General features: G+C 62.8%; 21 protein-coding genes. All 21 read right to left on the bottom strand.

Annotation, left to right across the window (positions count from 1 at the left end):
- Positions 1-357: 357 nt before the first annotated feature.
- On the bottom strand, positions 358-861 hold the full coding sequence (locus ACFW0B_RS24900) for a hypothetical protein (RefSeq protein ID WP_449151639.1): 504 nt from the start codon (positions 859-861) through the stop codon (positions 358-360).
- 21 nt (positions 862-882) lie between these two features.
- On the bottom strand, positions 883-2,616 hold the full coding sequence (locus tag ACFW0B_RS24895; protein WP_449151638.1) for a hypothetical protein: 1,734 nt from the start codon (positions 2,614-2,616) through the stop codon (positions 883-885).
- A complete protein-coding gene (locus ACFW0B_RS24890; RefSeq protein WP_449151636.1) occupies positions 2,607-3,104 on the bottom strand; it encodes a hypothetical protein in 498 nt (165 codons plus the stop codon). The genes ACFW0B_RS24895 and ACFW0B_RS24890 overlap by 10 nt, the downstream gene beginning before the upstream one ends.
- 12 nt (positions 3,105-3,116) lie before the next feature.
- Complete coding sequence (locus ACFW0B_RS24885; protein WP_449151635.1) at positions 3,117-3,497, bottom strand: hypothetical protein; 381 nt, start codon at positions 3,495-3,497, stop codon at positions 3,117-3,119.
- Positions 3,498-3,500: 3 nt separating this feature from the next.
- The gene (locus ACFW0B_RS24880) at positions 3,501-5,276 is read right to left on the bottom strand and encodes a hypothetical protein (RefSeq protein ID WP_449151634.1); all 1,776 of its coding nucleotides are present in this window, start codon (positions 5,274-5,276) and stop codon (positions 3,501-3,503) included.
- Positions 5,276-5,782, bottom strand: coding sequence for a hypothetical protein (locus ACFW0B_RS24875; protein WP_449151633.1), 507 nt, complete (start codon positions 5,780-5,782; stop codon positions 5,276-5,278). The genes ACFW0B_RS24880 and ACFW0B_RS24875 overlap by 1 nt, the downstream gene beginning before the upstream one ends.
- A complete protein-coding gene (locus tag ACFW0B_RS24870; protein WP_449151632.1) occupies positions 5,783-8,596 on the bottom strand; it encodes a tape measure protein in 2,814 nt (937 codons plus the stop codon).
- Positions 8,597-8,698: 102 nt separating this feature from the next.
- Positions 8,699-8,998, bottom strand: a complete 300-nt coding sequence (locus ACFW0B_RS24865) for a hypothetical protein (protein ID WP_449151631.1) — start codon at positions 8,996-8,998, stop codon at positions 8,699-8,701.
- A 55-nt stretch (positions 8,999-9,053) separates the two neighbouring features.
- On the bottom strand, positions 9,054-9,332 hold the full coding sequence (locus ACFW0B_RS24860) for a hypothetical protein (RefSeq protein ID WP_449151630.1): 279 nt from the start codon (positions 9,330-9,332) through the stop codon (positions 9,054-9,056).
- Between the two features lie 68 nt (positions 9,333-9,400).
- Positions 9,401-10,186, bottom strand: coding sequence for a phage tail tube protein (locus tag ACFW0B_RS24855; protein WP_449151629.1), 786 nt, complete (start codon positions 10,184-10,186; stop codon positions 9,401-9,403).
- A gap of 58 nt (positions 10,187-10,244) precedes the next feature.
- Positions 10,245-10,724, bottom strand: a complete 480-nt coding sequence (locus ACFW0B_RS24850) for a hypothetical protein (RefSeq protein WP_449151628.1) — start codon at positions 10,722-10,724, stop codon at positions 10,245-10,247.
- Entirely contained in the window at positions 10,721-11,041 is a 321-nt protein-coding gene (locus tag ACFW0B_RS24845; RefSeq protein WP_449151627.1) for a head-tail joining protein, read from the bottom strand. The genes ACFW0B_RS24850 and ACFW0B_RS24845 overlap by 4 nt, the downstream gene beginning before the upstream one ends.
- Before the next feature lie 2 nt (positions 11,042-11,043).
- Positions 11,044-12,030 carry a major capsid protein gene (locus ACFW0B_RS24840; RefSeq protein ID WP_449151626.1) on the bottom strand — a complete coding sequence of 329 codons (987 nt, stop codon included), beginning with the start codon at positions 12,028-12,030 and terminating at the stop codon, positions 11,044-11,046.
- Positions 12,031-12,099: 69 nt separating this feature from the next.
- Entirely contained in the window at positions 12,100-12,735 is a 636-nt protein-coding gene (locus ACFW0B_RS24835; protein ID WP_449151625.1) for a head decoration protein, read from the bottom strand.
- Complete coding sequence (locus ACFW0B_RS24830) at positions 12,732-13,910, bottom strand: head maturation protease, ClpP-related (RefSeq protein ID WP_449151624.1); 1,179 nt, start codon at positions 13,908-13,910, stop codon at positions 12,732-12,734. Before ACFW0B_RS24830 ends, ACFW0B_RS24835 begins: the two co-directional genes overlap by 4 nt.
- Positions 13,907-15,385, bottom strand: a complete 1,479-nt coding sequence (locus ACFW0B_RS24825) for a phage portal protein (RefSeq protein WP_449151623.1) — start codon at positions 15,383-15,385, stop codon at positions 13,907-13,909. The genes ACFW0B_RS24830 and ACFW0B_RS24825 overlap by 4 nt, the downstream gene beginning before the upstream one ends.
- Positions 15,385-15,612, bottom strand: a complete 228-nt coding sequence (gene gpW / locus ACFW0B_RS24820) for a gpW family head-tail joining protein (RefSeq protein WP_449151622.1) — start codon at positions 15,610-15,612, stop codon at positions 15,385-15,387. The genes ACFW0B_RS24825 and gpW overlap by 1 nt, the downstream gene beginning before the upstream one ends.
- Positions 15,613-15,626: 14 nt before the next feature.
- A complete protein-coding gene (locus ACFW0B_RS24815; protein ID WP_449151621.1) occupies positions 15,627-17,543 on the bottom strand; it encodes a phage terminase large subunit family protein in 1,917 nt (638 codons plus the stop codon).
- The gene (locus tag ACFW0B_RS24810) at positions 17,515-18,048 is read right to left on the bottom strand and encodes a terminase small subunit (RefSeq protein ID WP_449151620.1); all 534 of its coding nucleotides are present in this window, start codon (positions 18,046-18,048) and stop codon (positions 17,515-17,517) included. Before ACFW0B_RS24810 ends, ACFW0B_RS24815 begins: the two co-directional genes overlap by 29 nt.
- Before the next feature lie 122 nt (positions 18,049-18,170).
- The gene (locus ACFW0B_RS24805) at positions 18,171-18,908 is read right to left on the bottom strand and encodes a hypothetical protein (RefSeq protein WP_449151619.1); all 738 of its coding nucleotides are present in this window, start codon (positions 18,906-18,908) and stop codon (positions 18,171-18,173) included.
- A 3-nt stretch (positions 18,909-18,911) separates the two neighbouring features.
- A partial coding sequence (locus ACFW0B_RS24800) for a hypothetical protein (protein ID WP_449151640.1) occupies positions 18,912-19,484 on the bottom strand: 573 nt, incomplete at its 5' end.

Genomic DNA, 19,484 nt, shown 5'->3' with positions numbered 1-19,484 from the left:
CAGCCAGACCGTGATCGGGTACCACCAGCCGGACCGGCGCTTCCGCCGGGATGGACTGGATGGCCTTGTAGACCAGGGTCGGCTGGCTGAGTCGCAGGGTGTCGCGGAAGGTCGCGCCCTGAATCAGGCACAGGGGTACACAGGCCGGCTTCATGGCTGGCTGCTCCTTGTCAGTAGGGATGAAATCGAATTGGGTGGAGCGCTAGCCCCAGGCCACGCTGCGGCTGGTGTTTGGCGGCAAGCCCCCGGAGGGGTTGGCCAGCTTGGCCTCGCTCTCTCAGTCTCCAGCGCGATAGGCAGACGGCCGCATGACTGGCGACTCCTTGGGCCTGGTCACAACGGTGTTATGGGCCGCGGCTACATTTCGGGGGGTGGAAACTGAGGGACCCCGAAGGCGGGCAACGCGAGCTGCCGGGTGATCACCCAGCCGTAATTGCCTATCCACTCGAAGGTCAGCAACTGCGGCCTATCGCCCTCCAGCGCCGTCACCTCTTCCCCGGTGGCCACGGACAGAGGTGGCTCCTGCGCCTGGAGCTCAATACTGAACTGGGTGACACTCGACCGTGGCAGCAGTGCCATGTCGAAGCGCCCGTGCCTGCCAGTAAGCTCAGCGAGCACCAGGACGTCGCCACTGGCGCCGAAATCGGACCAATGAACGTCGCGCAGGCCGTCCACCTCGAAAGTCCCGCCCCCCCTCAGTACCTTTGGCTCGGCGTAGACCAAGCGCCAGTCGGCTGCCGTCTCGGTACCGACGGCTTGCCACAGGTCCCGCGTATCCTGGTCCAGGTAGTGGGCGCCCACACTGGGCGGCGCCGCGTTCGGGGAGCCCGCGCCAGTCAGGATGTGTTGCACGTTGGGCATGAGAGTCTCCTTGGGTCTGGATTACACCCAGCACACAGGCTGGGTCTGGTTGGTTACAACGTCCCCGCTCAGTGGGCTGTACGAGCCATACAGGCGTGCCGCAGGTACCCACGCGGCACTCACACTGGTCAGTCCGGCCGGACTCAAGACATCCCGCAGACGCAGCTCTGCGGCGCCAGTGGTGCGCTGGGTCTGGATGAGATTGGGCGAGTGCAGCTGACTGGACTGCCAGACCGGCCAGAGGCTCAGGCGCAGCGGCCAGGTACTGGGCGAGGCGCTGGCCGAGTAGGTAAGCAGCCACCCCCAGGGCGTACGGTCCGGATTACACAGCAGGTCAAGGATGGCGGGGCCTCGCTGGGTGCGCAGCAGCCTATTCAGAGACCATATGTCCGGCACGCCGACCCAGTCGCGATAAAATAAGCTGGTGGGGGGGCGCACCCCTTCGTCATCCCAGGCTGCCTCGTTCAGCTGCTGCCGGTCGCCATAGTCCAGCTGGCTGCGCACGCTACCCGGCCAGCTCCACTGGGGCGGGTTGGTGCTGATCGGGCCCGAGTCACGGTAATACCCCACCAGTTTGTCGCCCTGGTACTGCAGGCGGACCTGCTCGCTGACTTGCACGTCCCCCCTACTCAGAGTCAGCTCTACGGTTGAGTCGCAGCGCATGGCGTAGACCGAGTCCACCTGGAAGCCGACCGGTATGTGGTCGATGTAGTAGGTGCCATCGATAGTGCCGTTCCAGATCTCGAATTCAGCTGAGCTGCTGCTCGCGCTCAGTTGTACGACGTCACGGCACTCGTAGCGGAGGGTAACCGGGTGCCAGGCCCCGTCTTGCCAGTACATGGCCGTGATGTGCTCCGCCCGGGTCACGCCGCTGCCCAGCGGGACGGCGGGCAGCCCCGGAGGCGTCATCGGGTCATGCTCGTCATACTCCCGCAGGACCAAGGTGGTGCGGTTGCGACTGATCTCGCCAACGACGTTGCCAACCTCGTCGCGGATGACCTCTTTCTCCAGCTCCTCGCCATCCGTCGTCATCCGCAACCAGGTCAGGCGATGATCAGGCCCTGGCTCGAAGCTGTATTCCCCCACGGTGGTGGCATAGTCGTACAGCAATCGCAGCTCGGCTCCTGGTTCGCCGTCCTCCTCGCTCATCTGGACACACCACCAGGCATAGGGGCTGGGATAGCCATCCGAACGCTTACACACCATGAAGACGGCCTGGCTGCCGTCGGGGTTCGAGTCATGCAGGATGATGTCGTAACGATTCTGTCCAGGTTCGCCGGGTGCGATGAACTCTCCGGTTGGCTCCATCCCGGTCGGGCTCAGGCTGATATAGAGGTTGCGCCAGTCGGGCTGGCCGCCGATTACGCCGAAGCGGCGTAGCTCCAGCTGGATATCGAAGACCTCCGCACCGGCAGGACAAGTACCGGCACGATGCGCATCAACGAGCCAGCGGGCCCCGCTCGGCGCGCAATAGATCCAGGAATTGCGCTCCAACGGCCGGCCATGGAGCTGCCCTTCACCACCGGCCAGGATCGCCGCCCCCAGCCACTGGCGCCCGGCGGCGGCATCCGCCGCAAGCTCTTCGTCTGTGCGTACAGGCGCGCTATGGCCTGGCCGTGAGACCAGCCGCGTATCGCCAGAATCCCACGGCCAGGTCTGCGGGGGTTGCGGATAGGCAATGGTCCGCCCGTTCGGCAGCTCCAGCTGCCCCCCCTTGACCAGGCCATGCCACGGACAGCCCCAGGTCACAGCCATGGTGTCGCCCCGGTGAGATAGTTGCCCTGTTGGTCGGTCAGCGGTTGCCCCGCCGAGTCCGTCAACACTCCATCCGACACGCCGCCGCCCTGCTCCAGGGCTTCGATCCGTGTCACCAACTCGGCGATGGACTGCTGCAGGTCCTCGATGGTCTGTGCCTGTTCCGCCTGGGCCTGCTGCAAGTCATTCAGCGCGCCGGCCGTCAGTCGAGCGGATATCTTCGTCCCCGCTGGCCAGTCGCGGGCCACGGTGTTTTCCTCCGCCCGCGTGACCGTGAGCAGACCAGCTGTGTTGGCACTCGCGGTGACGATCTCCCAGCCGATCTCTTCCCCGGCACTGCTCAGCTCCACCAGGGTCAGCCGATAGGTAGCCCCCGATCCCAATCCAACCAGCCGGGCGGCCAGCGAGGCCGGAACCTGCAGCTGGGGCGCGCCAGCGGAGAGGCCGGCCTGCAGGGTGGTGCTCCAGTTATTAACGAACATCAGCATGTAAGCTCCTCGTCAGGGAATGGCCGGAGGCTCGGCCAGGTTGATCTCCACCTTGGCGCCGTCGGCATCCTCCAGATGGAGCACCTTGATTGCCGGGACCTCGAATAGACCGTCACTGCTGGGCCAGCCCGATGGCCAATACTCGCGAGCAGCAAAGCTCGGCTCGGTCAGGGGGCTGGCGATGCCGCCGCCTCCGCCCCCAAATGTCGGCTTGTTAGGGTCCCAGGTCCCACGCCCCTTCGTTGCCGGGCGCAGCCCCTTGCGCTCCAGCGTGACCAACTCCCGGATCTGGCGGCGCTGGGTCTCCAGTGAGTTCAGGTCCCGTCGAAGAGTGTTTGTACGGGCAGCCGTGATCCCCGCGCGAGTGGCCGCACGCTCTTGGGCAAGGGTCATGGATTACAACTCCAGCAGGTCGTTCGGGAGGGCCAGTTGATAGGTCTTGGCCTGGGTGACCGTGTACTCGTCACGGTGCTCTTCGGGAATCTCCGGCGCCGTCAGGTCGAAGCGGCGCGGGAATTCCTCGAGGTCCGGGTTGATGTCCAGGTCGTTGACCGTGTAGTTGCCGGCGAACCCGTCGAGTTCGTCATCATACAGCGGGCTGCTGTTACGCGAACCCAACTGCGTCGGCAGGATGATCAGCTCCGGCGGTGTGCCAGGTGGCGTGCTCGGCGGAATCGCCGGCAAGGTCAGCGGATCGGTAACGTCTCCGCCGCCCTGGCTCACGGCCAACTGGATGCTGGTCAGGGCCGAGCCGCTGTCGAAGTCCCACTCATGGATGATGCTGAACACCTTGGCACGGCACTGCACCGGCTGGCCGAGAATCTCGTCCTGCACATGCAGGGTGTGCTCCAGGCGGATACCAAGGGTGTCTGAGGTCGGCAGCTGGAAGGCAAACCGGTTGCCCCGGTGCGCCCCCAGAATGGAGGCAGTGGCCATCGCCAGCCCGCAGGACAACGCGGCAGAACGCCGATCATCCTCCCGCACATCCACCACCCAGTCGCCCAGGGCGTCCTCGGTGGCATCTGGATCCGGCTCGGTGAATTCCGCGCCCTCAAATTCCGCCTCGCGGTCGCTCTCGGTCTCCAGCGCGATGCGTTCGCGGCTGATCACTTCCCCGGCCTGGGCCACGCTGGCCGGCGCCTCGACCCGCAGGGTGTACTGCTCGGTCACCCGTTGGCTCCAGCGCATGGCACTGGTCCAGCTGGCACTCAACAGCAGGTCCGGGTACGGGTTGGTCCAGCCGAATGGCGGGTCACACAGCACACCGCTACCGGTGGCGGGCACCCTGCCCCAGTTCGCCGTGCCCAGGATGGCCTGGTACCCAGCATCAGTGCTGGCATCCTCCACCATGCCGATGTCCGGCACCTCGCTGTTGTCGTCGCGCCCCCAGGTCAGGCAGAAGCCATCGAGAATGGTGAGGCCTTCAACCGCAGGGTGCTCCCAGAGGAAGTCCTGGTGGCGCTCGCGCAGGCGGATGAAGCGATAGTCAGCGGTGACCTCGACCACGTTGATACGGTCGTTCAGTTCCACCGGCACCCACTCCAGGCTGCCATCCAGCACCGCGCCGGCGGGGATCAGGAAGGCCGCCTCCCCGGCCGCCCAGGGCGTCACCTGCAAGTCACCCTCGACGCTGCACTGCAGGCTGGCTGCCTGGGTGCTCATCCGTTCCATGGCGTAGTCCCAGCGGGAGCGGCCTTCGACGGGTTCGAACACGTCAGCCGACCACAGCCCGCCCACCAGGGCGTCGATGGCAGCGACGTCCATGGCTTCCACGATTTCCTGCTGCCGGTCGCTGCACTCGCAGTCCAGGATGCGCGTCTGCAGGGTGAACTGAGGCCGGATCACCCAGCCCTTGAAGCACAGCTCCTCCCGCCAGGCACCGTCTACCCAGTCGCGGTAGTAGAGCTCCACGGTCTGGCCGGTGTATGCCGCCGGGTTCACCGGGCCGGCATTGAGCAAGAGGCTGAAGTCCGCCAGGCAGCGGGCGCCCTCCTCCCTCTCGATCCTCACGCCCCCCGTCAGCAGGTCCGAGACATCCACCCCATTGAGCAGCAGCCGAGCGGACCAGATCACCGACACCACCGGGACGATGGTGATCGGATCAGACACACTCCCGCCGGCCGAAGCGCCGTTCAACTCGACGGCGTTCAGCTCGGAACTATTCAGCTCCATCAGACTTCCTCGGCGGTGATGGTCCAGGTATGGGTGTTGGTTGCAGGATCCAGGGACTCAACCGGTGGCTCGCAGAAGACCATGAACACAGGGCGCCAACACACTTTGTATTCAATCGCCCCAGGAACCGCAGTGATGGTAAAGCTCTTGTCCGGTTCAACATCCACTGGAGTGAGCCTCCAATCACCGCCCACATAGGCCAACGCCCAAGGGTTGTCGTCTGGACGCGGCGTGCCCGGCAAAATGCCAGTGAGCGCGGTAGTGGTCAGCGACTGCTGCCTTATGCAGCGCAGCTCCAGCGGCTGATTGAAGTCCAAGCCGGCGAGCCCCGGCCCCATCCAGCCAATCCCTCGGATCGTAATCGCCCACTTCCGCCAGTGCTGCATCTTCACGGCAGCGCCGCCAGAGCGACGGGCAAGAGTGACGCCACCAATAGGGGTGTGTTCCGGCTCAGGAGCACCACTGTGCAGGCGAATGGGGATGCCCCCGAGCATCACCTCAGCCATTTACTTTCTCCCATGCTTACGAGACTCGTTGTGCACAATGGCGTCGTAGGTCGGCTTGTCAGCCTGCAAGGTGTAGGTGTTACCGCCGGGCAGTTGGAGGACAACGGTGTTCCCTCCGCCGGCCTGCTGCGCTGGCGCCAGCAGCGACGGCGATGGCGCCGGAATAGACGGCAGGGATCGCCCACCGATCGGGCCTCCCTCGGCGAAGCGCGGCAGGCGCATGGCGTTCAACCGATCGAGCAATGCCGTGCCGTAATGACGGACTGCGGCCGCCCGCACCATGTACTCGCCGTTGGAGCCATACATGAGGATGCTGTCGCTCGTACCCGTCCCGGGGCCGCGCAGCAACCCACCCTCAGCGAAAGCAGGGAACTCAACTCCTGCTGCCGTGGGCACGCCAGGTGCTCCCATCTCAGCGGGCGGAACGACCTTGACCTGGATGGTCATCTGCTCCGACAACCCCTTGGCCAAGTCGGACATCTGCTGTTTGACCGTCTCCACGCTGCTCGCGTCCAGGCCGAAACGGATAGTGATGTTTTCAAGCAGCCTGGCCTGATTGGAGAGGTTCTCCAGCTCCATCTTGGCCAGGCCTTCTTTCACCTTCGCCGTCTCGGCATCAACCTTGGCAGCCTGGTTGGCGATCGCCTCGAGCTCTTTCGCCACTCCTGCGAAACCGAATTCGTTCTCTCCGGCCGCGCGAAGCTGACGCAGCAGCTCCACTGCGCGCCGGGCCTCACTGATGGCGCCCTGGGCGTCACCCTGCCGAAGCTTCTCGCGAGCCGAAACCTTGGCTGCCGTGACATCGCCAAAACTGGCATCGCCTTTCTGGCCGGCAGCGCCAGCGAATTCCGCAGCCGCCGCCTTGAACTCAGCGGCGATGCTCTCCTGCTGTTTTCTCGCCGCCAGTAATTCGGAATTGGCCTTGGCCAGCAACGTCCGCTGCTGAGCCATCGTGTCCTTCAGGCTGTTCAGCAGTTCGGCGCGAGCCTTCTCGGTATTCTCCTTTTCCTGCTTCAGGATTTCCTGCCGAGCGGCAGACTCTTCCCTCTGCGACTTGGTCAGGTCCGAATCGGCTTTCTTGATCAGGTTGTGAGCGCCGTTGACGCTCTTAGCAAAGTCATTCAGTCCTTTCGCTATCGCATCGGTAGCGCCTGACTCTTTGGCGTAGCGGCCCCAATATCGTTTGGTTTCCGTAAAGATGCGGCGGAATCCAGCACCGATTTCAGGGGCGAAGGAATCCATCTCCTGACGCAGCTTCGGCAACTCTTTACGTAGCGCGTTGGTTACCTGCTCGGCGGTCAATTGCCCTTCGGCCGCCATCTCACGCAGTTCGCCGATCGTCACCCCAAGCGAGTCAGCCAGCGCGCCCGCGATTCGGTCGGAACCTTCCAAGACGGCATTGAACTCCTCGCCGCGAAGGACGCCGCTGCTGATGGCCTGCGAAAACTGCTGGATTACAGAGGCCGACTCTTCCGCCGAAGCGCCGCCGATCTTGAGACCGAGGGATACCGCTTCGATGGTCTCCAGGGTGGCCTTCTGATCCAGGCCAGCATCCCGCATGGGGCGCTGCAGCCTGGAGTACAGGCCGACAAGATCAGCCACATCCCCCTGGGTAACGTCGGCGATCCGGTCCAGCTCCAGTTGAGCAGCGTTGAATTCCTGCTGGGAGCGGGTCGCCAGCCGGAGACGCGAATCGAGACGACCGACCTCGTCGGAACCCTGAGCGACCTGCATGGCGGCCGCCCCGATGGCGGCCACGCCAGCGGCAGCCACCGCAGCAGGCCCTCCACCAGAAATCCGCGATAAACCTGGGATCTCACTGGTCGCGCCGGAAATAACGGAGTCACCGCCGCCAGACGCCAGGCCCCTGAGCTCCGCCTTGGTCTCGGCAATCCGCCGCTTCAGTTGACGCTGAGCGATCGCCAGCTCTCTGGAGGTCAGGGCGCCCGACCGGCGAAGCAGGTCGTATTGCTGGCGGAGGTTGGCAATCTCTTGCTCGGCGGCACGCGCCTGATTCACCCCGAGATTGTCTCTGGCTCTTTCGGCGGCCGCCCGCCGGGCCTCCACGGCCGCTTGCCGCTGCGCCGCAGCGACCTGGGCGATGCTCTGCTTAGCCTGGGACGCACGCCGCCCCCGGGCAGCCGCCTCTCGTTCCTCTTCGCTGGCCTGCTTAACTGTCTGAGCCCGGAGCTCACGCAGTCGCGCCAGGGTGTCGGAAACGCTCCGATGATAGTTCGCCTCGGCTTCAGCACGCTCGCGGGCGGACAGGCTCCCGTCCCGGGTCACCAGTCGGTATTGCTGCCGCAGTTCAACCAGGTCTCGCTGGGCCGATTCGATCTCGCCAACACCCAGCGCCGCCCTGGCAGCCTGGATAGCGGAGTCTGACCGTCCAGCCTCAAAGCGGCGATTGAACTCTGCGCTGAGGCGCCGCTGCTCGGCGGCAAGGTTGCTGACATCGACTCCGGCGCCCTGTAGCTCCGAGCGGACGCTGCGAAGCTGCGCAATCTGGGAGGTTTCCTGACGCTCCAGGCGCCGCAGTTCATTCGTGGCGTTCCGATAGTCGGCCTGGAGCTCCTTGGATGGGGCCTCAGCGCGGACGATCTCGTCCCGCAATTGGCGCAAACGATCCTTGGTGGAGGCAATCTGGCGCTGAGTCCCCTCGAGGCTCTGGCTGACCTCGCGGAAGGTGTTCGCCTGACGAAGAGGTTTTTCCACCTCCTGAACCAGGCGGCCATATTCCTTCCGGAAGCCTGCTACTTCACGCGCCGCATCATCGAGGTCTGCCGTCAGCCTCAGTTCTACTTCTGGGTTCATGGACTCAACCTTTCAAGGCGCGCAGAAACAGGGGCCAGGGGTAGTTCATCACGTCGCGATGCCCGGCTTTCACTAGGGTGCAGATTGCTGAATCGAGCTGTTTTAGCCCTTGGCCCGCGGCAGGAGCCGGGCCAGCAGATCGAAAAAATCCGGGTTCTGCTCCTTGCAGGCTGCGATTACCTCGCGAACTTCGCTCGGACGCAGACCGTCAATGTCCTCGCGACTCAGGTTGGTCATGCGCACCAAGTCAGCAAGACGGCAGTCCACGAACAGGAGGTCGTCGAACACGTCGCCTTCGCTCACGGATGCGAACATGGCGCGGGCATCGCCCACACAGAGCTCGCGAACGATTACCTCACGCTCGCCCACCTTCTTGACGATGCTGGCTGCAATGGCACTCATAAATTCTCCGGGCATAAAAAAACCCGCCGTAGCGGGTTTCAGGGAAAGAACATTCTCAACATCCAGTCGTTGACCGTGTCACGATCATCTTCTCATCCTCGCGGCTGCAAGAGATCAACACGCTGCCATCGGCAGTGCAGATCCTCGTGACGGTCATCAGCGAGGTATTGATGATTGGAATGATTTTACTCGGCGACACATTAAGGTCGGTGATGACCTTGGATTTAACGGCCTCACACTGCTCGAAGGTCGCGTAAGTTGAAGTCGACGACGCTTCACCAAATGCGGCCGAGGCAAATGCCAGAAGCGACAAAGCGGCAATTCTTTTGAGCATAAGGTTCCCTCCCATTGTGAAATGGGAGGGAATGTAGCCCATCCATTGTCAGCCGGCCACGAAATGGATCACGGCGCCGGGATCGGGGTTTCCTTCTGGATCTTCATGTACTGCGACAGACCAGCGCCGATGCGGGTGTCGTCAGCGAGCACTTCGCAGGTGGACTGCATGCCCATGAAGTCCTCGACGCTGATCCAGTCCAGGCTTTCGGCAACGCCGAACTTGCAGCGGTAGTAGCGGTTGTTGACGCGCGACTTGGTGCCCACGGCATTGGCCCCTTCGAACAGGATTTCCCATTCCTCGCCGCTGTTGGTCAGCGCCTGGATCTCGTCATAGGCCGCGCAGGTGTAGGACACCTTGACCTTGTAGTCCGAGGAAGCGCCGATGGCGGTGGCCAGCGCACTGCCTTCCAGAACCTCAATGCCGGCGCCAGTCATTTTGAAGTCGGTGTCTTCCTCAAACTCGGCAGGTTCCGGATCAGTGGTGTCTTCGATCACCGAGGTGATGGTCAGCGGCATCTTGGCCAGGGCGCTGGTCTTGCCGACCTGGACGATAACCACTTCGTCGGCAACAGCCTCCGAGGGCACCGAGGTGACGTCCGCCCACAGGAGGTTGGCAAGGTTGGTCGAGTTGAACTCGCGGAAGAAGATCGCCAGGTTCATGGAGGTCACCTTGTCGAGCTTGTCGAAGGTGCCACCGAGCGGGGTGCGGGTGTTCTCCAGGCGAAGCTGGTTGGTTTCGTGCGACTGCTGGTAGGTACTGACGAGGCCAACATCAGTAAACGGCAAGCCAGTGCCGGCCTTGCGCATCTTCACGATGCCGCCGACTACGAAAGTTTCTACGGTACGAGCCATGGTTGGCCTCCTGAAATGCAAAAGCCCGGCGCTTGGCCGGGCTCTATGGGATGAAGGATCAGCGGAACTTGATGGTGTCTATGAAGGTGGTCAGGTAAACCGGAATCATGACGGTGGCGGCCTTGAGACCATTGCCCGGGGGGAAGCGACGGGGAGGCCCCTGGGCTATCCCGGGAACACCTTGCGGCAGCCAAGGAGCGGCGGTTCCATGCGAGGGGGCCAGACAGCGCACCAAGTCCTCTTCAAGGTCATCCAGCGCATCCTCATAATCGTCGAGACCGGCCTCGACGGCACCTATAACGTGGAAGCCTGGGAACACCTTCATCGCTCCAGGCCCGGCCTCCGGTGTCTTGGAGTCGTTGCGCTGAATGACGATCATCGGGAATCCGGACTTCTCGGCTGCAATGATTTCGTTGAACCAACCTGAACGAACATTGAGACCAGCAGACGTCCTATAGCCATTGCCTGGCTGGACAGACTCTAGCTGTTGCACCAATGCCTTCCGAGCTACAGATAGCAGATTCGGTTTCTGGGTCATAACTGCACCTGGCAGGCAACTGTGATCATATGGCCGTCATCTGCGATGGGCGTTTCAACAACGAAGCGCTCTCGGCAAAAGATGAACACACCACCACGCTCCACAGAGGGCAGAAACGCCTTTCGCCACGTCACTCCCACTGCATCCGTGAGGAACCGACCATCCGGCCCTACCTGCTCCAGATTGCGATCAACGATCACAGAGATTCCCCGAGCCATGGTGTTACCCATGGCATCGAGGTAATCGACCTCTCCGTCTCCCAGGGAGGACATGACCTGTTCGTCCATGTCCTCCACCAGATCGCTGAAGCCGGCCATGATCAACGAGCCAGTTTGATGCTGGCGCGCGGGCGGAGGCAGATGTGCAGGGGGTTGGACTGCGCCTCACCGGTTACGCCCTTGTCGTACTTCATGCGTTCCAGCTTGCCGTAGTACGGAAGGCCCAGGGTGTTGACGGTTTCCATGTAGTTGGCCGGCGCGAAGACGGTCTTGAACAGACCCGGCACACCCTCTGGAACCAGATAGGCTTCGTCGTCACCTACGAACGGAACGCCGCCAACCTTGCCACGATAGCGGATCCACAGCACACCACCGAACTCGAAGGCCTGGCGGCGATCCCCACGCAGGGCGGCAGCGGCCTCGTGGTTCAGGTAGGTCTCTTTGACCGATTCATCAGCGATCAGATCGGCCCAGAAGCTCTTGCCGCACCAGGCAATCGCACCGGTACCGGTGACATTGCCGAGCGCGTCTTCCTGCATGTCCAGCGCCTCGCCCGCGCGAACGCTGACGTCGACGGACCCGAAGTCCATCTTCAGCTTCTGTTGCTTGATGCCGAACATCTGGAACAGATCGACCAGGATGGCGCCGTCCTTGTCGAGGACCTGCCCCTTGATCGCGCCGATACGCTGGTATTCGTGGGTCAGGTCGAGCTGGCCGCGCACCTTGTTCAGGCGGGCGTTGACCACGTCCTGAACACCCTGCAGCTCAGTTCGGCTGCCGAAGGCCCGGATGCCCTGGATCTCGTCCGCCATGATGGTGAACTCCTGCGGCAGGTGCACACAGTTGAACGGAATCATCTGGCGCTTGCTACCGATCACCACCTGGCCCGGGGCGCCGCGAGGAGCAGCTGCGACCAGCTCGAGGACGTCGCCGTCCTTCTCGATCTGCTGGGTAACGGTGGTGCTGCCTTCCTCAGTGAAGAGGCCGGAGGCCGCGATCTGCCCGGGAATCTCGTGCTGCTCGTTGATGGTCGCCAGGAGCGATTGAACGCTGAAGGCTTCGTCTTCGAAAATGGAAATCTCAGCCATGATGGCCTCCTGAATGAAAGAGCCCCGCACTTGGCGGGGCTCAAAAGGGATGAAGTTGGTGGGTATCGATCAGGGTCGGATGACGATGCCCAGGGCGGCCAGGTCGGCGCGGCCGGCGGCATCCAGACCGGTGAGCAGGCGCTCGATGACTTCGGCGTCGCGGACGATCGCGGCGGCCTTCACGTCGTTGGTGGTCGCATCGACCGGAGCAAAGAGGATGCCGGAAGCGGCGCGGCGACCGTCGTCGGTACCGTCGTCGTCATAGGCGGTCCACTCACCCAGATTCGCATTCACGGCGATGGTGAAGGCGTCATCGACAGCGAAGTCAGTCGAGCCGTCAGCCAGGGTGAAACTCAGGCCGCCACCACTGAAAGCGACCCCGACGGTGCCCTCCCCTACCTCGACGCCCATCGGGTCTACCAGGAGGAACTTGCCACCGTTGGCGGCGGCGGAGGTGATGGTCAGCACATAGGTGCCAGTGATGGCCTTGCTGGCCACAGTGATGGTGCCCATGGTGCCGTTACCGGTGTTGCCAGCGGCTGCGGTGGCCACCGCGGCGTTGGCGGAGGTCACCTGGCCAATCAAGGTGCCGGCCTTCAAGATGCCGGAACCGGCAGCGATCACGACCATTTCGCGGCTGCGGGAACCATTGGCCTCCGAAAGGAGGAATTCTCCGGCGTGAACGCCTTCGGTTTTGATACTCATCGCTGCACTCCTTTCGAGGCTTGAGGTTTACGACTGGCGTAGATGGCGCCAGGGTCTACTGCTTTCACGCCGCTCGACGGAAGATCATCTTCCGTGGGCAGGGTATTGATGATTTCGCCGAAGCCGTTGCCGACCAGCTTGTCGAAAAGCCGGGCCCGCACCGCCTCGACGCCAAGGCCATCCTTCACGAATCCAGCGGAGAGATCAGGCAGGCGTGCACTGACACAGAGGTCACGTACTGCCTTGGCATCGCGGATTGCGGCCTTCACGCTAGCTTCGTCCTTCAGATTTCCGGTACTGGTCAGCGCCTCCACGAGATTGCTGATGCCGGCTTCGGCGCAACCGCGAACGATCTGGGCAGCCAACTCCGCAGCGGAGGCCTGCGGAGCAGGACTGGGCGGGTCCTGCGGGGCAGGATCTTGGAGCGCAGGATCAGCAGGAGGGTCTGCCGGCGGCTGATCGAGTTGGGCCAGCAAGGCTTCGGGCGCGTTGCGGTACCGGCGCAGCGCACCACCGTCGCCAACCATGGCTTTCACGGTGACGCCGTCGATGATCTCGTCACAAAGCCCCAGATTCTTGGCCTCGCTAGCCGTCAGCCATGTCTCGTCCTTGATCAACTGGCGCAGCTCCGCGTCATCGATCCCAGGGGCCTTGCGCTTGTAGGAGGCGACAATGGCCTCCAGCGTCTGGTCCAGCACATCGGCGACCTTGCGGAAGTCCTCTGCGTCACCGCCAGCCCAGGTCCAGGGGTTGTGGATCATCAGCATGGCGTTGGAGGCCATCACCAAGCGGTGCGCGCCGCAGGCCGCCACACTGCCTGCGCTCGCTGCCAGGGCATCGACCCGCGAGGTGCAGCGTTCGCCGAGACGGTTCAGCGCGTTGTGAATGGCCAGCCCTTCGAAGAGGTCGCCGCCGACCGTGTTGAAGGCCACGGTGATTGGCGACACGCCGTCGTCCATGGCCCGCAGGTCCTGGATGAACTGGTTGGCGGTGACGCCCCAGGCGCCAATCTCGCCATAGACGTAGACCTCTAGCCCCTGCTCAGCCCCCCCTTCTGCCGCAGCCTTGATGCTGTACCAGTTTTTGTCCTGTGGGGCCTGTACGGAGGGAGTCTTGTTGAGGATGCGCAGGCCAAGCGTATCGGCCAGCGCCTTGAGCATGGCGATCTGAATCATGGGGTGACTTCCTCTTCGTCGGGCCTGGAGCCATCTGGGCCCGTGGTGTAGTTGAGCCCGAGTCGATTTGCTCGGGCCTGATCGGCGGCGTTTTCTTCATCGATGGTCTCGGCGTCGTACCCCTTGCGAAGCACAACCTCGCTCCGGGACACGAGCCCGCCATTGATTTCCATGAGCTTGCCCTGGACGTCCTGAACCGGATGGATGTAGTCCCAGCCTTGCGGTACCCAGCGGGTGCGTAGATAGTCGCGGCGGCGCGCCATGTAATCCGGCACATTGAGCACGCCAGCCAGGAAGGCCATGTCCATCCAGGCGGCCCGAATCGGGCGACAGAGCTGGTGAACGTAGACGCTGAACTGAAGCTGTTCGAGCCGGCGGCGGAACTCGTTGAGCACCACCCGAATGACGCGGTCGTTGACGTTGCGCAGGTCGCCGGTTAGCAGCTCGTAGGGCATGCCAGCCCCTACGGCAGCGGCCTGCAATTGCTGCCGCATGAAGTCCGGGTAGTTGCTGCCAGCATCCGGCGGCTTGGAGAATTCAATCTCCTCGCCAGGCAACAGCTCCTGCATGGTGCCCGGCTCAAGCCCAACCATTGGGGTGAAACCGTCGTGGTCCATCTGGGCTGGGCCGCCTTTTACGGGGTCCAGTTGGGGTGGGCCGTCGTTCGCCGGTCGAGTGATAAAGCCGGCGAAGAGGTTGGCCACCTCCTGCCGGAACAACACGGCATCGTCAAAGTTGTCCAGCGACTTCAGGCGCAGCAGTACACGGGTCAAGCGCGGGACGCCGCGCAATTGACCAGCTTCCAGTGGCTCGAAGATGTGCAGCACTTCGCTGGCAGGCACTCGAACCAGCTGGTTGTAGCCTGCGAGGTTCAGGGAGCTATCGCCAGGGTGCCGACGATGCATCCAGTAGGCCACGCGCTTGCCGATGGCATTGAACTCGATGCCGGCGCGGATCAGGTTGCCATTACGGGCAATCTCGTTCTTCTCGATCGGCACGAACTCGGCCGGCAGCAGCTGCAGTTGCAGCGGTACCGCCAGGCCATCTTCAGGGCGGCGCGGGCGTAGCCGGACAAAACATTCGCCGCTCTCCTCGACCATCCTGGCGGCGAGTGCCTGTTGACCGTAGAAGTCGGTTCGCTCATCGGCGTCGGACTCATCCGTCCAATCGGCCCAAAGCTCCAGCAGGATCCGTCGCAGTTCCTTGTCCTGAATGGTGGGCATCGGTGTGATGCCGGTGCCAATCAGGTTGCTGACGCGGGTATCAATGGCGCCGCCGGCGTACGGGTCGTTCCGCACGGCTGCCCGCGAACGCTTGCGCAACAGAGGAAGCGCCGGCAGCGACAGCGTGTTGATCGAGCCGGGCTGAGCATCCCAGTTGGAGGCCCGGCGGCCGGTACCGGCTGCGTCATAGCTGTTCTTAATCCGGTCGGGTAAGAGGAATCCTGCCCGGGTGAGGTGCGGATACCTAGCCATCAGCAGGTCCCCTTGCCGGCATGGTAGAGCCGGACCGAGCGAGAACGACGACCAGAGTTCATGGCTTCCTGGTTCACATCTGCGACGTACTGGGATTCCAGCATCCGCAGGCTGGCAAGCTGCGCGCGTTCGAGCTTACGACCGTCCTTCGTAACCGCCTGCCCCTTGGTGAGGATGTCGTGGATGGCCGAGCGCACGTCTGCCAACCGTTGCTGCGCCTCGGTCATATTGGCCTCGCTGTTTATCGTCGTTGTTTCAGGTAGCCGCTGCGGGTACTGCGGCGCGTGTTGGTTGGAGATGGAGGGGGCGCCTCCTGGGGAGGCGAGTCGAGCACCAAGCCAAAACGCTGCTGGGCAACCCGGAGCATCGCAAGAGCGCCCACAGCGCAGTCCAACGCCTCGTTGCGGCGGCCTTTGGCATCCCACCGGTAAACCCGCTGGCCCTTCTCAATCTTCAGGACCTTTACCTCGGCGGTGAGCTGCTTCAGCTCGGCCTCGTCGCAGATCTCGTCGTTGGCCGGCAAGTGCATCACCCCCGGCACCACTGCGCCCGGCTGGGCCTGAAGCTTCAACCGGCTGTAGATCAGTTCTTTGGCGTTGTCGGTACCAATCATGGTCAGGTACACGCCGGCTTTATTCTTGGTCCGTGGAAACTCGGCGACGGGCTTTCCATAGACGTTGTGCCCTTTGGTCGGAATGACCCAGAACAGGCCGTGCCGTTTACTCTGCGCATACACCTCATCGGTGTAGTGGCCGCCGGAGTCCCATCCCCACAACGCCACTCGCATGACCACACCGTCTTCGCGGGTGTATTGCTGGTGGAGTTTCAGGCCCACCTTGCGGAGCAATTCGTCACTGGCCGGATCGCCCTGGAGAATCCAGCGGTCGACTAACCATCCCTCCTCTCCGGCCGCCCAAGCCCAGACACGGGCCTCGTAGCGGTCGTCCTGGGTGTCGATGAACCCGGTCAGCGCGGCTACCCGAGCGGGAAGCTTCTCCCAGACCTCTCGACGACCGTAGAGGCTTTCCCATTCAAGCTTCTCGCCTTCGCTCTCGTCGAAGGTCTCACCGAGGGTGGTGTTGACGAATGTCTTCAGCTTGTTGCGGTCGTCCTTAGCCAGAAGAAAGTCCAGGACGATCCGCCCCCAGGTCGTGAACGGGCTATATGCCGTCCAGACATGGTAGGTAACCGATTCCGGAGTAGGGATTACCTCTCCGTTGGCGTCGTAGAAATCCAGGCCATCGCGCGTCCAGACGCCGGTTCGCTCGCACACATAGCGCCCCTTGGCTTGCTGTGCCTGCATCTCGTGCTGCTGAACATCGCAACCATTGGCCGCACATTTGTACCAGGCATCCTGCGGCCGCTCGGGTTTCCACTTGATGCCGAAGGCGCAGTCCTTGCCACCCCAAAGCAGTGGTTGTTCCTCCGCACAGTGCGGGCAGGGAACATGTAGACGGAACAGATGGGGCGACTCACTGGCCGCCGCCTCGATCTGGCAAGTGCCCTTGATCTTTGGCGTACTCCCTCGAATCGACTTCGGGAAAGTCGAACCTTCGATACGCTTGTCACCGAGGAAGGTTGGCGAACCCTCTTTTTCCACGTCCGGCGCGAAGGCCGCCAACTCGTCATAGATTACGGTGTCGGCCGAGAGCTCTCGGTAGTTCTTTGCAGCCGCCCCGCCGCGGCACCACAGCTGCTTGCCATGACTGAAGCGTTTGGTATCCAGCGTGTTGTCGCGGTGCTTGGATCCGTACCACGGGGCCAGTTCACGCACCGCTGGTACGTCGCGGATCATGGTCTCGATCTGCGACTTCATGAAACCCGCTGCACTGCCGTCGGTAGGCACCAGAAACAGGATATTCCGGCGTTTGTGCTCCACCTGGTAGGCAGCTGCGGCCAAGAGCATCTTGGAGTACCCAACCCGCGCTGACTTGATCACGTTGACGGTACGGATCTCGTCATTGCCCATGGAATTGAGGATCGCCACCTGGAATGGCAACGTCTCCCATGCACCTTCTTGGTAGGACGATTCGCTGGACAGATAGAAGTTCTCGTCAGCCCACTCGACCGGGGTCTGCGGCGCCGGGCGCTCGAGCGGTTTCAATCCAGCACGGATCGAGCCGGCGAACTCAGTCAGCTGCGGTTGCGAGATATTCATCCAGAAGTCCAGGCAGGCGCTCGTCCAGCTGCGCCGCCCGGTTGCGTGCCTTTGCCAGCTCGCGTTGCACAGATTCGATGTGGCGAACCTCGAGGTCCGGGTGACGCCTCTTCAAAGTCAGCGGCAGGGTGTCGAGAATCGAGGCAATTTCCGCAGCCAGCCGGGAGAACACGAACACGGCGAACTCGGTCGGCACTGCTCGACGGCGACTGATGTCGTTTTTTAGCTCCTGCCCCTCCGCCTGCGCCGCAGTAAGCCGCAAGCGCTCCTGCGTTAGCTTGTGTTCAGCCAGGGGGTCGATGCCATCCGGAAGTTCGAGGTCCGTTTCCGGTTTGACCTGGCTGTTTCCGAGCCCCCGCAAGTAGCGGATGTACGCAAGTCGGCAGGCATCAATATCGAAGCCACCCTTCCCTTTCGAGCCAGGAAGTACGCCGTCTGTGAGCAGATTGCGCACCTGGCGGTCGCTCAGGTCGAGGTGCCTCGCAATTTCGATCTGCGTGGCCATGAATCACCAAACTGGAACCGGAAACGGCTCCTCCGGAAAAAGCTCGTATGTAGTCCGAGGTCGGGGCTCGAATTACCCTCATAGGACGGCTTTTCCTAGGGGCCCCTGACCATAGCGCAAGCCTATCGACGAGCGAACCGCAGCTCCTTCGCGAGCGCTTCGGCGAAACGCTTGGGCAACTGCTCAGCCACGTAGGCATCAGCAACCTCATAGAAGCGCAAGGCTTTGCGGTACTCAGGCTTGCCGACAAATGCCAGGATGATCTGCATCTTGTCCCTGCCCCGGCCCGTGCGTTCAGCAATGCCGATTGGCTCGCGACCGCGCTGGATGACGAAGTAGCGCTGGGCGTAGCCCTTCTTGGCGCTGCGTGCACTGTCCGTAGCGTTGGCGTTGTAACCGACCTGAGTGAAGCCCCTGACGCCAGATATGGCCTTGGTGACCTGGCCACGGCTAATGTTACCGTGGCTGTCCAGCTTGGCACCGGCACCAGGCACCACGTACTTGCCCTCGGGCAGGATGTTTCGCTCCCGCAGCTGACGCTCCAGGCGCTTGTTCAGGCGCGGGCCGCCGAAGATCTCGGGCGAGAGCCAACGAGTCGCGGGCTCAGCCTTGACCGATTCGTCTTTCATCCAGACCCTTGCCTCCAGCCTGTTCCGCGATGCGGGGAAGACCTTGAGGCTGTTCAGGGTGTAGCGAGTAGGTCGGTCGAAGACCTGCTCCATCTCCAGCCGCAGTCTGTCGCGGAGGTCGTAGGCGGTCTTGTTCAGGGCCAGCACAGTGGCCACCGGAATGTGCTTCTGCTCCAGGTCCTCGAGCATGGCCAGCTGATTGCGCAAGCCATCGGCGGAAACCTTGAACATGAGTCAAAGCCCCGTGGCGTCCTTGATCTCCTTGACCATGTCAGGGAGAGATGCGTCGCGGCGCCGCTCGGCGTAGGCGAACCAAGCGCGGACCAGCACCCAAGCTGGAAGCCCGCACACAAAAATCAGGCCGCAGATGGCGAGCATGCCGATATCGTCCTGAACCCAGGAGCCGATCTCCAGCCAGCGGACCAGGAAGGCGCCGCCACAGACGCTGGAAACAACCGTGCTGATCATCGCGACCACGAACTCCCGGGGCGACTTGGGAAGGGTCATGGCCATTACCAGGATGGCGGCAAGGAAGGCGAAGAAACCGAACGCGCCCAGCTTGTACAGGGCGATGCCGCCCACAGCTGTCGATGCAGGCTCGGTCATGGATTGAATCCTCAAGGTCGCCTCCGGGGCTGCCGCCAGCCCTGGCAATGCGGAAACGAAAAAGCCCGGCTCAATGGCCGTAATGCTGTTCACTTTAGAGGAGCAGCCTTGCGATCTACCGGATAGCGGGACTTGGAGATCTTCACCGTCCTTGGTCTCGAGGGCCTTGGACGGTGATCCAGAAACAACCCTCCGACTCCG

The sequence above is a fragment of the Metapseudomonas phytobenefica genome, from assembly GCF_043392685.1.
GTDB lineage: Bacteria > Pseudomonadota > Gammaproteobacteria > Pseudomonadales > Pseudomonadaceae > Metapseudomonas.
This window is presented reverse-complemented; position numbering and strand designations above follow the sequence as displayed.